Source organism: Variovorax sp. 05N34, assembly GCF_056397405.1.
In genome coordinates this window covers 333,181-348,667 of record NZ_JBFTNI010000004.1, presented here as the reverse complement: position 1 = coordinate 348,667, position 15,487 = coordinate 333,181, and the positions used below count along the sequence as shown (strand labels likewise).

Sequence of the window (15,487 nt, the reverse complement as noted above, 5' to 3'; positions counted from 1 at the left end):
CGTGATCCAGTTCAAGGCGAAACTCTACCGCCGCCGAGAACCTATCGGCCTGCTAGTGCATTGTGCTTGTCTATGTGGGAGAAACAGAATCTGGAGCGCCAACTTCTTTCGGCTTTGTTGCCGGTGCGGGCGCGTTGGTGCGGGGCGAACGGGCGCGCTGACAAATCATGCGACCCGTTTGCCGATCCCAATGGCAGGATCTGGCCTTGGTTGGCGCATCTCCCGCCGCGATTGCAGGCGCGAAGGCGCAAAGGCCGGCAACCGCAACAGCACCGGAGAGGATCAGTTTCTGGAGGGGTTTCACGCCGGCAGCTTACACCGCTTCAGTTTCGCAAATTGATACCGTCGTTCGCAGCATCCAATCAGTCCTGCAGGGGGCGTAGAGAAGAATGGAACTCCGATGCACGGACAAGCACGGCCGACAACTCAGATTCTGCAAAAGCAAACAAAAGCTGAACAACCTTTTCAGGGCCGTCCCCCTCGACCTCGGGCAGGTATTCGATTGCCCGCAGAGCGGCTACTCCAGTCATTTCGCCAAGCTGAAGACACGCCGAACTCACGCGGTGCGCCAACCGCTGCAGTTCGACGTAGCGTCGCATTTGGACCGCCAGGTGCATCTCCTTCAAATCGTCCGAAGTCGAGAGGATGAATACGTCCATCAGTTCCGCGATGTGTTCCGGCTTTCCACCGCACAGCGCCTTCAGACCGGCATATGGCTCTTTTCCGTTCAAGTCGTTCTCCCTGATTCTTCAGACTTGGCCTCTGCCGAATATCACTATTGGCTTTCAAGCTCAGCGCCGGCGAGTGGACGAGAGCTTGCTTCAGTGGCCGGGGTGCTCGAGGCGGGATCCACTGGGATCAGCCGATAGCCGACCGATTCAACCGTCTCCAAAGCCCATCCATGGGCTCCAGACAGCCACAGCTCGGTAGTCAGGATAGCGATGGTGCCTGCGAGATAGTCGTCCTTCAGCCTGAGCGCAGCTTTTTCAAAGTGCATCACCTGCTTCAACCGCTTGGTCGTCAACGTCCTGCCGGCATAGAAGAAGAACTCGAGGGCGACGTCGAAGGCAGCGGGCTCCAGCCGCACCGTTCGACCGGCAAAAGCTACTGTTCTCCCCAAGGGATCGAACGCATAGCTCCCCCAGGACAGATGAGACCGGGCGCCTTCGAACCTGCAAGCATTCAGAAACGAAAGGATGAGCCGGTAGTAGTCACTGAAGGAGCGCGGCGGACTCGCGGAGACTCCTCGGCTCTTGGGGCGAATGTCCTGGTGCAACCCCGCGTGAAGTACGGGGACATCAGGGCCGATGGAGGCACGAACGCCTTCTAGAACTTCCCGGCCTTTGCTATCCGTCACAGGCATGTTGCCGAGATAAAGCATATCGAGAGTAGTCGCGCCGACACCCATCTCCGCCAGTTCATCGAGGTTGGTGAAAACAAGCGGCGCGTAGCCGAGTGAGCGCAGTACGCGGCGGGCATATTCACGTTCCCCCGATGAGTACGCAAGCACACCGATTCGTCTCATCCGAACTGAACGATTCATGGTTTTGTGCGACCAAGGTCGAGTTGCGGCATCTGAGGGGAAACGCGCAGCGTGAGCAGAAAACGCTTGTCAGCGCGCGAAAGCAAACAGCCCAAGGAGAGGGCTACGGCATTGAAGGCCGTCATGATGAATCCTCCGGTGCGATGTGAATCGCACGATGTTTTGATGGCGCCAATCGAGCGTTAGCGGATTCCCTCCCTCAGCAAGCGCTCGACCGAAATCCTAGGGACGGCGTCAATCCCAGTACATGAGAAACATCGCAAAGCTGCGGCAAAGACTTCGATTGCTTTGCGGAGACAGTGCGTGCATCCGCGACGATGTATAAACATCGGGCGCGCACCGATGCGCCCCATCACAACAACATCTGGAGACAACGTGGAATCCCTGGAGCAGAGAACCATTTCGAAAATCAGCTGGCGGCTGTTGCCGCTTCTGATGGTCAGTTACTTCGTTGCCTATCTCGACCGGGTGAACCTGGGCTTTGCCGGGGCCTCGATGTCCAAGGACCTGGGGTTCACGAGCACCGTCTTCGGCAACGCGGCGGGCATCTTCTTCATCGCCTACTTCCTGTTCGAAGTGCCGAGCAATCTGGCGCTCGAACGCTTCGGCGCTCGTCGATGGATCGCTCGCATCATGCTGAGTTGGGGCGTGCTTTCCATGGCGCAGGCATGGGTGGGCGGTGCGACGAGCTTCAACGTCGTCCGCTTTCTGCTCGGGATGGCCGAGGCCGGTTTCTTCCCCGGCRTCATCTTCTATCTCACCCTTTGGTTTCCCGCCGCCTACCGCGCCCGCATCGTGGGCTGGTTCATGTTTGCCGTTCCGATCTCGACGGTGATCGGCTCCCCCATCTCAGGCTACATCCTCAACATGGACGGCTTTTGGGGCATGCACGGCTGGCAATGGCTCTTCATCATCGAAGCGGTGCCCGCAGTTGTGTTGACCTTCTTCGTGCTGTTCTACCTGCCCGACCGCCCCAAGGACGCAAAGTGGCTGACGCCTGAAGAACGCGACTGGCTGCAGACCACGCTCAATGCCGAACAACGCCATCGCGAGTCGATTCACAACATCTCGTGGAAGCAGGCACTGCTCAACTGGAAGGTCATTTCGCTGGGCATTGTGTACATGGGCATCACCGTGCCGCTGTACGGGTTGGGATTTTTCCTGCCGCAGATCATCAAGGGCTTCGGCGGCCTGAGCAATGTGGAGATCGGATTCATCAACGCGTTCCCCTACTTGGTCGGTGCGATCGCGATGGTGTTCTGGACGCGTTGGTCCGATGCGCGGCGTGAGCGAAAACTGTTTCTGCTGATCCCGCTTGCATGCATCTTCTTCGGCCTCGTCGCTGCGGCGCAGTTCAGCGCACCAATTCCGAAAATGGCCGCCGTCACGGTGGCCGCGTTCGGCATCTTCACGGCGCTGCCGGTGTTCTGGACCGTCCCGACGGCATTGCTGAGCGGTGTTGCCGCAGCGGCGGGTATCGCGTGGATCAATTCGATCGGCAATCTCGGCGGCTACATCGGCCCGACGATCTTCGGCATCCTGAAGGACCGGATGGGCAACGACTTCTACGCGGTGCTTTTCCTCGCGCTCTTGTCGGTGGTGGCATTCGCGCTGGTGCTGCTTGTCGGTCACGACAAGCGGGCTGAACATGGCGCGCAGGCCGTGCGAGCCTAGTGACGGGCCTGCAGCGATTTGCTAGCCGAGCGGTGAGACGCCGGTGATCCAGGCGTGGAGCCAGAACAGGAAAGCGACATAGACGGCAAGACCACCAACGACGGCGATGACGTCGTTGAGTGGTCCCGAAGGAGCTGTTGGCACGGCATGCGGCATTGGGCGTCGCTTGACGGAAATCCGGTCTGCCACCGCCCACACCAGAAAGCCGCCGAATAGAAGCACGTCCGCGAGCGTGCCATTGGCCAGCAGATGCGCCGTGGCCCAGAGCTTTACGGCAAGCAGCATGGGGTGCTTGGCCGTGCGCTGGATTCGGCCCGGCAGGTACGCCGCCAGGAAGAGCGGAAACACCGGAATCATCAGCACGAGCGCCACATGCCGCAGTGCCAAAGGTGGCGCGTACAAGACCACGGGCGAGTGACGGGCCAAACCGTAACCGTAGATGAGCACCAGCAAACCCGCGAGAGAGACCAGCGCGTACAGACCTTTCCAGGCGCGCTCGCCGAACTGTGCGATCCGCGCCTGGCGCCAGCCAGGCGCAAAGATGGACACCGAATGCACGCCAAGAAAGAGAACAAGGCCGGCAACAAGAATCGACATGCTCATCTACCAGGCCGCCGGCAGCTTGCGCAAGATCACGATCCGGCCGTCGCGCTGCCCCACGTAGCCCCCGGCGGTGAGTTCCTTCATGACACGGTTCACCATCTCGCGCGACGAACCCACGCGATCGGCGATGTCCTGCTGGGTCAGCTTGCGGCGCATCACGCGTTCTTCTCCGAGTTCGTCCGAAAGATCTGTCAATACGCGAACCATCCGTCCATAGACATCCTGCAGCGCCATGCTGCGCACCTGTTCGGTCAGGCGACGCACCATGCGGATGAGCTTGCGGGTGAGGTGCAGCGCGAAATCCGGGTGCTCTGCCAGAAACTGTCGCAACTCGGTCCCTTGCACCACGCGACACGTGCAGGCTTCCAGCGCCTTGATCGACGCCGAACGCTTCTCACCGTCGATCGCGAGTTCGCCGAAGTATTCACCCGGCCCGTACTCCGTCAGGACGACCTCGCGCCCGTCCTCCGAACTCGCGTAGACCTTCACGCGACCGCTCAGCACGATATAGAGCGAATCGGTGGTGTCCCCTTCGTTGATCAGGATCGCCTGCGGCGGAAAGGCCCGGATCAATCCGTGCGGGGAAATGGCGTCGAGCAGGCCTTGCGGCAAGCGTTCATTGGCGGAACTCATCGGTGGGTCACGAAACTCCTCTGCGCGGAATACTACTGCGCTCTGCCATTGCTCGGACGTGGCCGCCACGACAACCCCAAAGCGGAGCTTGCCTGCCCTCCGCTTCGCTGCTACAAGCCTTTTCGCAACAAACGCGCAAGAACATAAACACAATCGCGCCGCCCGCCGGCCGACGAGGAGAATTCCATGTGGCGAATGAGTCGCAAGCAAGTCGCTCGGCGAGAGCGAATTCATGGCTGGGCCGAGGCGATGTCCGCCTATCCGGCCCCGTTCGACAGCAGCGCCGCGAAGGAACTGCAGGCAAGGCTGCAGGGGCAGATCGTGCTGCCGTCCGACTCACCCTATGCAGCGTCCAGGCAACTTTCGAACCTGGCATTCCAGAGCTTTCCACAACTGATCGCGTATTGCGAGGTGTTCCAGGATGTCTGGGAATGCCTGCAATTCGCGCGTAAATACGGCTTGTGGACCACCACGCGTTCAGGCGGCCACAGCACCGCTGGCTTCAGCATGAACGACGGCATGGTCATCGACACCAGCCACTTGAACGGGATCTACGTCGACCCCGATCGAAAGATTGCGGTGGTCGGGCCGGGCACCAACTGGGGGCATCTCAACGCCACGTTGGCGGACTACAAGCTTCACGTGCCGACCGGCATCTGTGGCGATGTCTGCGTGGCGGGCTTCATGCAGGGCGGCGGCTTCGGGTTGACTTCGCGGCTCTTCGGAATGAACTGCGACAACGTGCTGGAGATGCTCGTCATGCTGGCCGACGGGCGCATCGTGCGCGCGGCAGACGATAGCAATCCCGATCTGTTCTGGGCCATGCGCGGCGGGACGGGCAACAACTTCGGCATCCTGCTTCAGGTGACCTATCAATTGCGCGACCTGCCGCCGCTATGGGGGTTTGGCCTGGAATGGCCGATCGACAAGGCGCCTGCCGCCCTGGCCGCACTGCAGGACGGCTACATGCAAAGCGGCGCCCCGCCCGAGCTCGGCTACATGGGCGCGTTGGTTCGCCTGGGCGCCAAACTCGACCCCGTGCTGGTGATGCGAGGCACCTACTGGGGCTCGGCGGCTCAGGGCAAGAAGGCGCTCAAGCCCCTGCTGGACAACACGGGTGCCACGCTCAAGCTTCAGAAGGTCGGCAGCTATTTCGAACTCAACGACTGGCTGTTCGAGAACGTCCCACCCTGCCCCGATCTGGCGCGCGAGGACAAGCAATCCACCAACATTGCGCGACGTCTCACGATTGCGGAATGGCGCAGGATCTGCAAGCGCTTCACCGAGAGCCCGAATCCGTGGACCGCAGTCGCCATCGAGCCTTATGGCGGTGCCATCAACCGGGTCGCCCGCGACGCCACGGCTTTCGTGCATCGCCAGGCGGACATGAACCTCTTCGTCGACGTTTTCTGGATGGACGAGCCGCAGCGTCTGAAGGTGCAGCCTTATCTGGACGACTTCATGGCGCTGCTCGACCCAATGGGCAACGGAGAGTCCTACCAGAACTATCCGCGCCTGAGCCAGACCGACTACCGCCAACGCTATTGGGCAGAGCAGTTTCCGCGTCTGCTTTCGATCAAGCGAAAGTACGATCCTGACAACACGTTCCGATACGCGCAGAGTGTCAGCCCCGAGCCGGGCAGCCGCTGGCCTGTCCCGGCGGGCGGTCCGATCGTGCCGGTGCCATGGGGGCCTCCGCCGATTCCGCCATCGTCGACTTGAGACTCGAAGGAGCATGCGATGCGCACCCTGGTCAAGATCTTCTTCAACCCACCCATGGCAGTCGCCCGCGTTGGCGCCAGCCCGACGCCGATGGCCGCCTTCGAATGGGCCACGGCGAAGACTGCGCACGGCGGCACGCAGACGGTCATTGAGCCCGCGCTGAGCTTCGACATCGCCCCTGACGGAAGCCTGCGCCCATACATGCCCAGCGAAATTCGCTTCAGGGAGGTGGATGGCTCTATTCGTCCGGTCGCTCCCTTCTTCGAGTTGTGGGCGACGCTGATGCGGCCCGAGGATGGAGAACTCGAAGAGCACCCGTTGACCCTGTGCTTGCTGAAAGAACTCGGCATCGGTTTGGACCACCTCGCGCTCGAAGTGACGGCCTCAAACCTCAAGGCTGCCCGGCGCACCGGCGACGATGCCTGCGGATTCACCGCCCGCGTCGAGATCGCCGGACGCGATCACAGCGAACGCGCGCTGCTCGCCTTCAGCCGCCATACGTCTGGCCAGCAACCGCTGGTGCTTCACGACAAGCCGATTCCCGTCGGCAAGGTGCAATGGATACGGCCCATCGAACAAGCGATCGACGGGGTCGACCTGTCGACCTTGCGGCTGCGCTTCACACCCGCGACCGGCGAGGTCTACGGACCGCCACAGGCAGCCTACGGGCCCGACCGCCAGACTGTGACCGGGCCGCTCGACGTGGAAGAGTTCTCCAAAAAGGAAGACGGCCGGGTTCACATGATCGTCAAGGCGAAGAACCGCATCCTGAGCGGAGCCACCGTCTTCTCGCGCTATCAGATGACCAATGGGCTGTTCGAAGATCCTCAGCCGCAGGACGGCTACGACGGTGCGGACGAAGGCGACAGCGTGGCCTGGGGCGTGGTGGACGACACCTGCGATGCGCTGATCACAGCCTCGGTCGCATGGCGCGGCACCCGCTACGGAGCGGCGGCGCGCGTGTTCGTCGGACCACCCCAATACGCACCTGACCGTCGGCCGTTCTACGACGTCGCGTCAGACCTCGCCGACCGTGACCTCCCCTTGATGAAGGTCACTCGCGAGAACTTCGATGCGGTGAAGGCCGAAGTCGTCGAGTTGTTCCGGCGCGTTTTCGAGACGGCAAGTTCGCTCAACCTCGATGCCGCGCGCACAGAGGCCTTGCAGGACAACCAGGCCAGGATCGGATCAACGGATGTCCCCAAGCAAGGACTGCCCGCCGTCGGCAAGGAAAGCATGACGCGCGAAGACAAGCCCTACGTCGATCGCGTGCCGGACCTGACGCCCGGACAGGCGGTCTCGGTGTTCACCACCAGCGTTCGGGGCGATCGGCTGACCTACACCGAGGTCGTTCCGTTCGTGCATGGGCAGTTGATGGACGAGGTCGTGCTGCTCGACTTCCTGCGCCGCCGCCACGACCATGTTCGCAAACTGCTGCGGCCGCCCTTCGGGCTTCTGTCCCAATGGGACGAAGCGCCCGGCCCCCAGCCCCATCCCGAGTTCCGAGACCCGCGCGTGCTTCGCGACGTGCTGCATGACATGCGCATGCCTCCGTACATGCGCGACGCCTACTACGTGCCCTTGTCGCTCTCGCGGCGGCAGTACCACATGATGATCGACTTCCTCGATCTGCTTGCGGCTGAGGAGACGACCCCATGAGCGATTCCATCCAGCCCCGCAATCGCACCGCCCGTGCAGCCGTGATTGGCAACCCGGCGACCTCTCGCATCGATTCGGCGGTCGCCAACTGCTTTCCAGGGCTCGAACTGGACGTGCGCGCACTTGAAGGACGCTTCTTCCCCGGCCTGCTCTTCTGGGTGGTCGCGGCGCCCGTCGCTCCCGTGGCGGGCGCCATTCCCAACCAGGCCGGCATCCACCTGAAGTACCTGGACTACGAAGCCGACCCGATGCTGCCGGAGCGCAGCGACGAGCCCTGGGTGCAAAAGCTGCTCGACACATACCAGGGCGACACCGGCATCGCATTGAGCGCGGGACGCTGGTATCTGCACTGGATCGAGCAGGGCGGCACACGCATCGCATGCCACGACGCACAAGGCAACGCCTACGACGGCGAACTGATCTGGCGCTTTATCCGCTGCCTTGCACCCGACGAGCCATTGAAGATTGCGCTGGTGCAGCGGGACGGCCCGGCCGGCCAGGCACCCGTCGAACTCGAGGGATATCGCCGCCGCTACACCACGCAAAACGGCGTGATCGATGCCGCATACCCGCCTGGCGAGTTGACCGGCGCAATGTGCAATCCCTGGCAGCACGACTTCCGCGATTGCGCCTGCTACTACTGGGCCTCCAATCATCCGGACGTGGTGCTCGGCGAAGGCGACGGCCAAAGCCTGCCGGACGGCTCGCCAACGGGCGCGACCGATTCAGTGCTTTGGCTCGACTGGCTGCGGCGCGATCGCAGTCCGGCGGGGGCGGTCGGCGCGCCGGCATCCCGCGCTGCGGCGCGGCCGGCGCAACTCGATCACTTCGAAATCAACCATCGATGGCAAGACCTCGCGTACGTCATCGGTGGCCGCGAAGTGGGAGATTCATACCACCCGCCCATCGCCCCGGCCGCAAAGCCCTATGCCACCCCGCACGAGATGGTCGCCGACCTGCGCACGCGGCTCGCGCCGCTCGAACTGACGCTCGCCTATCAATACCTCTACGCCCTGTTCTCGCTGAAGGATCCGCCTGCGGCGCCAAAGCCGGGCACACCGCAGGCACCCTGGCCCACGCTGGCTGCAGACCTGAACACTGCACGCCAGTTCGTCACGCTCGTCGCGGTGAGCGAAATGACCCATCTGCGCTGGGCCAACCAGTTGCTCTGGGAACTCGACCGAGCCGGCTTCTACCCGCAAGGCGAGCACTACGAGCCCGTGCTCGAACCGTTCGCGTCGCCGACCCGGATTCTCGGCATCGAGCTGCCGGCGCTGCGCCCGCTCGACATGCAGGCACTGGACGACTTCGTCCGCATCGAACGACCGGGCGGGCCGCTGGACACCGCCTACGCACGCTGCGTCGCGACCCTCGAACGGGACATCTACCCGCGCGAGCTGTACGAACTCGCCGTCCGAATCGATACCGACGGCACACAGCACTACGCACGCTTCCGCGACGTGCGCTCGACGCTGCAGACCTATCGCAATGCATYCGGCCCGTCGCCCTACCTGCTGGACGTCAGGACAGGCACACGTGACGAAGCCCGCGTGGCGCTGGACTTGCTCGCTGCCTTGCTGAGCGAGCTGCGCACCGCCTACATCGCCGAGGCGGACAGGCGATTCGACGAAGCGCAAGGCGCAATCAACCGATCACGCCTGGCCATGGACAACCTGCGCACCGAAGCCTTGGCACTGGCGGCGCGCGGCATCGGCATTCCCTTCTTCGACGTGCCATGACCACCATCACCGTGCCCGTGTCCGCAATCGGCCGACGCGCTCGCGCGCAGACGGGGCCGGCCGAGGCGCACTGCTTCGAGACCGAGCACGGCACACATGCCCTTGTGGTGGACGCATCGCGTGTCTACGATGTGCCGGCGGATTTCGCCGCAAAGCTTATGGATGCGGCACGGCAAGGTGGTGCGCCAGCCGAACACCGGTTCCTCGCGGCTTACGGACTGGAACAACCCCAAGCCATCACCGACACCATCGACACGCCACCGGTCAATGCGATCGCGCTCGCCGTTTCGGAGCACTGCAACCTCGGTTGCGGCTACTGCTATGCCGACGGCGGCAGCTTCGGCGGCGAAGCCAAGCACATGCCCTGGGAGACGGCGCGCGCCGCCATCGATCAACTCCTCGAAGGCGTGGCGCCAGGCGCGACCGCCAAGATCGCCTTTCTCGGCGGCGAGCCGCTGCTCAATCGCGCGGTGCTACGCCAAGCCACGGAGTACGCGACGGAGCGCACTGCCGCAAAAGGTCAAACGCTGCGCCTCGCGCTCACGACCAATGCGACAGTGCTGAATGCCGAAGATGCCGCTTTCCTGGCAGCCCACGGCTTCGCGGTGACCGTCAGCATCGACGGCGAAAAGGATCTGCACGATGCCTTGCGCCCCACGCTGGGCGGCACCGGCAGCTACGACCGCATCGTGGCGCGCCTGCCGGCGCTGCTTGCACGACAGGGTGAAAAGCCGTTGCACGGTCGTTCGCCCATGCAGGTGACGGCGCGCGTGACGGTCACACCGCGGCATCACGCCTTGCGCGAGACGATCGAGCATCTGATGGCCCTCGGGTTCCACACCGTCGGTGTCTCGCCCAGCCTGAGCGCACGCGACCCTTCATTGCAACTGAGTGCCGGCGACCTCGATGCACTGCTCGCGCAGATGATCGACTGTGCCGACGAGTTCGAGCGGCGCTCACTGGCGGGCGACCACTACCCGTTCTCCAACATGCTGTCGGCCATGCAAGAAATCCACCGCGGAACGCACCGACCATTGCCCTGCGGTGCCGGCGCGGGCTATCTCGGCGTCGCCGCCGATGGCGAACTAAGCGCGTGCCACCGCTTCGTCGATGATCCGCGCGCGGCGATGGGCAGCGTCCACGGCGTTGTCGACGACGAGGCGCGCAGTGACTGGCTGGCCACGCGCCACGTCGATCGGCAGGAACCCTGTCGCAGTTGCTGGGCGCGCTATCTGTGCGGCGGCGGCTGCCATCATGAAGTGCTGCATCGCGGACGAGTGGCCTGCGATTTCATTCGCGGCTGGCTCGACCACTGCCTGCGAGCGTATGTACGTATCTCAGAGCAACGACCCGGCTTTTTCCGCTGAGGTCTGCGTGATCGGCGGCGGTCCTGCGGGGTCGGCCGCTGCGCTGCGCCTGGCCCAGTTGGGGCATCGTGTGGTGCTCGTGAATCGACCAGTGCAAAGCCGGTTGCCGATGCGGCGCGGCGAATCCTTGCCGCCGTCGGTGCTGCCGTTGCTCGCCTCGCTCGGGTTGCACACCCGGATCGAAAATGCCGGCTTTCTCCGCACGCGCGGCGCTCTCGTTCATTGGCACGACAGTGCACCGCCAATGGCGCAGAGCCAAGCCGCAGAGCCCGGCCTCCAGGCAGACCGCGAGCGCTTCGATGCGCTGCTGCTCGACGGCGCCCGAGCGGTCGGTGTGCAGGTCATCCCTGCCACTGCCGAGGCGCCCATTCGCGTTGATTCACACTGGCACGTGCCGTTGCGCGGAGGTGGCGTTGTCCGATGCGCCGTGGCGATTGACGCGCGCGGGCGCCGGGCTCATCGTCATTCGATCGGAAGCCCGCGCACAGTGGCCCTGTGCGCCAACTGGGCCGGCGCCCTGCCAGCGGATCCACGCACTCGCGTGCAAGCGACCGCATCGTCATGGTGCTGGGCTCTTCCCTTGTCCGACGGCAGCATCACCGCCGCAGCGTTCGTCGACGCGCGGCGATGCGCCGGACTCCACCCCGCAGAACGCATGCAGCTTTATCGACGCTTGATTGCCGCTTCGCCCCTCCTGGCGGACCTGCTCGCCGGCCGCGAACACGCAGCGGTGACGGCCTGCGATGCGACGCCCGGCGCGACGGCCGATGCGGCACCGGAGCCCGGACTGCTGCGCATCGGCGAAGCCGCATTCACGATCGATCCTCTGTCTTCGCAAGGCGTCGCTGCAGCAATGCGCTCTGCCGTGCAAGCGGCCGCGTGCGTGCGGACCGCGCTACGGCGACCCGACGATGCGGCCATCGCGTGGGCCTTTCATCGCGTGCAGGCACAGCGGGCGATGCGCTGGCATGCGCGGCTCGCAGGAGGCTACTACGCCGAAGCAGCCGAGCGGCAACAGGACGCCTTCTGGACGAGCCGCGCCGAACCAGCCCGCGCCACGCATGAAGCGAAACGCCCCTGGCCAGGGCTCGACGAACGCCTCGCACTCGATGCGAACGCCCGCTGCGCCCGCGAGCCCGCGCTGGTGGACGGCTGGATCAGCCCGGCCGACGCCTTGCAGCATCCAACGCTCGATTCGCCCATCGCCTTCCTGGCCGGGCAACCCGTCACAGACTGGCTCTCACCGCTGGCATCGAAGCCGCTGCTGCGCGATCTGCTCGACACATGGCATCGGCGCTTTGGAGAGAACAGCACGACGACGGTCTGGCCGATGCTCTGGCGGCAGGGCCTGATCGTGCCCGCGGGCGAGCGATCAAGCGAATCCGCAGGCGGCCAGTGAGCGCAGCGCGCGCTGCTCGAAAGCCGTCGCTTTCTGCGCTCGCGCCACGGCGAGCGCGCGTTTCAAATCCGACTCGGGCGCGTCGGGAAGCAGTTCACCCCGCACGCGCCACATTTCAGCTTCGATCCAGCGCTCGCCTGTCGATTCGATACCGCTGCGCGCAGCATCCAGGAACGTTCGCGCCGCATCCGTCTCGCCGCACTTGGCGTGCGCTCGCGCAAGCAGCAGTTCGGAGAAAGGCCGGTAGTTGCGAATACCGCTGGCCCACCATTGCACCGAACTTTCGCGCATGGTTTTCAACCCTGCTTCGAGATCGCCGTCAAAGGCACGCGCCGCACCGAGGAAGAAACGCCCGCCGCTTTCCATCACCGGAAAGCCGCGCTTGACGCCCACCTCGATCGTGCGCTCCGCAAGCGCCGGAACATGGGTCCAGTCCTCGTGCACCGACAGCAACAGGCAATAGAAAACAAGGGCTTGCGCGATGCTGTGGGCATGATCGATGTGGTCGGCCCACTCGAGCCCTTCGCGCTGCACCTGAAGCGCGGCATCGGAGTGCCCCTGCACCAGTCGCGTGAGCGCCAGGAAGTTCGACGTCATGACCTTGTGATCGATGCCGAGTTGCATCGCGATCGACGCATGCCTTTCAGGCTCGTACAGCGCCAGCGATCGTTCAAGATGGGTCGCAGCCGTCGCCGGATCACCGACGTGCAAGGCCACCGCACCCACTGCACGCAGACCAATCATCTCGAACATGCCATCGCCGTTCGCGCGCGCCACGTCGAGGAGCGACCGTGCGGAATCGAGCGCGGCCACGTACTGCGCGCTCACCAGGTGGTATGAATACAAACCGTTGAGCGCAGGAATCAGCCGGCGCTGGTCGCCGAGCTGGCGCGCCAGCGCACTCGCCCTCTCGTAGGCCGCGCCCGTCGCCGGTGCGCCGACGCCTTGCAGCGCACGCAAGGCACTGGCCAGCGGAATCTGCAGCTTCAATTCGAGCTTGTCGCGTTCCAGCCCAGGCTCCAGCGCCGACAACAGATTCATGCCTTCCTGCAGATGCGACAACCCTTCACGCACCGCCGAGCACGCGAGCGAATGTTCGCCTGCAAGCTGCCATTGCGCGATCGCCGGGCGGATCTGGCCGGCGCCCGTGAGATGGCGGGCAAGGGTCTCGGGCTCGACCTCGACGGTGTTCGCAAAACGCTCCTGCAGCACCTCGGCAATGCGTCGATGTACCTCCTGCCGGGCACTTCGCAGCAGCGAATCGCCAGCCTCCGCCTGCAAGAGCGCATGGCGGAACGTGTAGCGCTGGGGCACCGAGTCCGGTATGGCCTGCAGGATGTCACCTGCCGTCAGATGCGCGAGCACCCGCGTCATGTCCGCAGGGCTGATGCCGCAGACGGCGCCCAGCAGGTCGGTCGAGAATTCGCGCCCGAGCAGCGCAGCAGTCTGTGCCACCGACTTCGCCGGGCCCATGCGATCCAGGCGAGCCATCAGCGACGCATGCAGGCTCGCCGGAACCTCGATGCTCATCGTGCTGATGACCGAATCGATCACCGAACGCGTGATTTGCTCCGCGTACAGCGGAACACCCTCCGCGATACCGGCAATGCGTTCGACCAGCGCAGGCGGCAACGCATGGTTTTCGGCCACCTGCTCGATCAGATGGCGGATATGAGGACCATCCATGCGATCGAGGGTCACAGTGGCCGAGGTGGTCGAATCGCTCCACGCCGGCACGAAGTCCGGCCGGGCCGTCAGGAGGATCAGCAAGCCGGGTTGCGGCGGCCCTTCCAGCAACAGCTTCAATACCGCGAGGGTCGAGGGATCGGCCCAGTGGACGTCTTCCCAGACCATCAGGGCTGCGCGTTCCCGAGCGGCGGCACGCAACGCATCGAGCAGCAGCGTCTGCAGCGATCGCATGAGCACCGGAGGCGCCGTTTCCGGAGCATTCGCCGCGGTGGAGAATCCCGGCCCTGTCAAAGCGGCCAGCAGTCTCATGGCGTCGGGGCGGTTGATGCCGTCCGCCTTGAGCAGGGCATCGAGCCGAGGCAGCACGTCGTCGCCGGGCGCGTCGGGGTTCAGCCCCGCGCGCAGCAGCAGTTGACGAGCCACCGGATGCAGCGCGCTTTGACGATGGAAGGCCGAGCAGCGCAACACTTGCACGCTGCCTCCGTTCGCCTCCACATGGGCGCAGAGTTCATCCGCCAGACGCGTCTTTCCAAGGCCGGCCTCTCCGATCAAGCTGATCGAATACCCTTGGCCGCCGCACACGGTCTTCCACGCATCCTGCAAGGTGCTCAGGTGCCCGGCCGGATCTTCGAGTTGCGGACGAGCGAAGCGTCGATTGTTCGCGTCGAGCTGGCCAACGACCCGGGCCAGTCGCACGGGATTCGCCGGGTCCTTGAGAACCACAGGGCCGAGATCGTCGATGACAAAGCGCAACGGCAACAGATCGAGCGTGGCCTGGCTCACCAGCACTGTGTTCGGTTCGGCCACGCCCTGGATGTGAGCGGCAAGGTTCGGCGCCTCGCCCAAAGCCAATCTGCTTGGATTGCGCGCATCGCCGAGCCCGCCGACCACCACGAGCCCGGTATGAATACCGACCCGCACCGCCAGACCGCCCGCCACGCGCGGTCCGAGCCGGTTGCTGAGACGAAGCACCGTTTGCACGATCGACAAGCCCGCTTGCACAGCACGCTCGGCGTCGTCCTCGTTGGTCACTGGGTAGCCGAAATAGGTCAGGATGCCGTCGCCCAGGAACTGCGCCACATGGCCCCCGAGCGGACGCAGGACCGCGGCGCATTCGTCGTGATAGCTGCGCACGATGTCGCGCAGGTCTTCGGGATCGAGGCGGGACGACAGCATCGTCGAGCCGACGAGGTCGCAAAACATCACGGTGAGCTGGCGGCGCTCGGCCGGCGCTTCTTCCACCGGCGGGCGCCAGACAAGCACGAGACCGTCTTCGTCGACAGCCACGCGTCGGCCCAGGATCAGTTCGTTCTTGAGGTCGGCCAGTGCCTCGCGATCGAGGTGGAATTCGCGTTGCAACAGGCCGTAGGTGACCCTCTTTCGGGTCTTGAGAAACTCGGCGACGGCATCCAGGACGGACTCGAAACTCATGCTGCGGCTGCCGAGTTTGTTGGAGGGC

General features: G+C 64.2%; 11 protein-coding genes. 6 read left to right on the top strand and 5 right to left on the bottom strand.

The annotated features are described in order from the left end of the window. Positions 1-362: 362 nt before the first annotated feature. Entirely contained in the window at positions 363-731 is a 369-nt protein-coding gene (locus AC1DMA_RS13555) for a hypothetical protein (RefSeq protein WP_478123657.1), read from the bottom strand. Between the two features lie 44 nt (positions 732-775). Next, positions 776-1,543 (bottom strand): hypothetical protein, encoded by a 768-nt coding sequence (locus AC1DMA_RS13550; RefSeq protein WP_478144506.1) that lies wholly within the window; start codon positions 1,541-1,543, stop codon positions 776-778. Positions 1,544-1,918: 375 nt separating this feature from the next. Here AC1DMA_RS13550 and AC1DMA_RS13545 point away from each other — a divergent pair, with 375 nt between their 5' ends. Continuing rightward, positions 1,919-3,217: an MFS transporter gene (locus AC1DMA_RS13545; RefSeq protein ID WP_478144505.1), complete on the top strand. Its 1,299-nt coding sequence runs from the start codon at positions 1,919-1,921 to the stop codon at positions 3,215-3,217. Positions 3,218-3,238: 21 nt separating this feature from the next. On the opposite strand, the gene AC1DMA_RS13540 is transcribed toward AC1DMA_RS13545, so the two are convergent. Next, entirely contained in the window at positions 3,239-3,814 is a 576-nt protein-coding gene (locus AC1DMA_RS13540) for an NnrU family protein (RefSeq protein ID WP_478123661.1), read from the bottom strand. A 6-nt stretch (positions 3,815-3,820) separates the two neighbouring features. Then, positions 3,821-4,453, bottom strand: coding sequence for a Crp/Fnr family transcriptional regulator (locus AC1DMA_RS13535; RefSeq protein WP_478123662.1), 633 nt, complete (start codon positions 4,451-4,453; stop codon positions 3,821-3,823). A 186-nt stretch (positions 4,454-4,639) separates the two neighbouring features. Here AC1DMA_RS13535 and AC1DMA_RS13530 point away from each other — a divergent pair, with 186 nt between their 5' ends. From AC1DMA_RS13530 to qhpG, 5 genes are read left to right on the top strand one after another with little or no spacing between them, the layout of a single operon-like run. Continuing rightward, positions 4,640-6,175, top strand: coding sequence for an FAD-binding oxidoreductase (locus AC1DMA_RS13530; protein WP_478144504.1), 1,536 nt, complete (start codon positions 4,640-4,642; stop codon positions 6,173-6,175). Between the two features lie 18 nt (positions 6,176-6,193). Next, on the top strand, positions 6,194-7,834 hold the full coding sequence (locus AC1DMA_RS13525; RefSeq protein ID WP_478144503.1) for a hypothetical protein: 1,641 nt from the start codon (positions 6,194-6,196) through the stop codon (positions 7,832-7,834). Next, positions 7,831-9,573 (top strand): ferritin-like domain-containing protein, encoded by a 1,743-nt coding sequence (locus AC1DMA_RS13520; protein WP_478144502.1) that lies wholly within the window; start codon positions 7,831-7,833, stop codon positions 9,571-9,573. Before AC1DMA_RS13525 ends, AC1DMA_RS13520 begins: the two co-directional genes overlap by 4 nt. Further along, positions 9,570-10,940 (top strand): radical SAM protein, encoded by a 1,371-nt coding sequence (locus AC1DMA_RS13515; RefSeq protein ID WP_478144501.1) that lies wholly within the window; start codon positions 9,570-9,572, stop codon positions 10,938-10,940. The genes AC1DMA_RS13520 and AC1DMA_RS13515 overlap by 4 nt, the downstream gene beginning before the upstream one ends. Next, positions 10,900-12,339, top strand: a complete 1,440-nt coding sequence (qhpG, locus tag AC1DMA_RS13510) for a flavin-dependent monooxygenase QhpG (RefSeq protein ID WP_478144500.1) — start codon at positions 10,900-10,902, stop codon at positions 12,337-12,339. The genes AC1DMA_RS13515 and qhpG overlap by 41 nt, the downstream gene beginning before the upstream one ends. Here the strand turns inward: qhpG and AC1DMA_RS13505 are convergent. Further along, on the bottom strand, positions 12,313-15,459 hold the full coding sequence (locus tag AC1DMA_RS13505; protein WP_478144499.1) for an AAA family ATPase: 3,147 nt from the start codon (positions 15,457-15,459) through the stop codon (positions 12,313-12,315). The two genes, qhpG and AC1DMA_RS13505, sit on opposite strands and share 27 nt — an antisense overlap. Between the last annotated feature and the right edge of the window lie 28 nt (positions 15,460-15,487).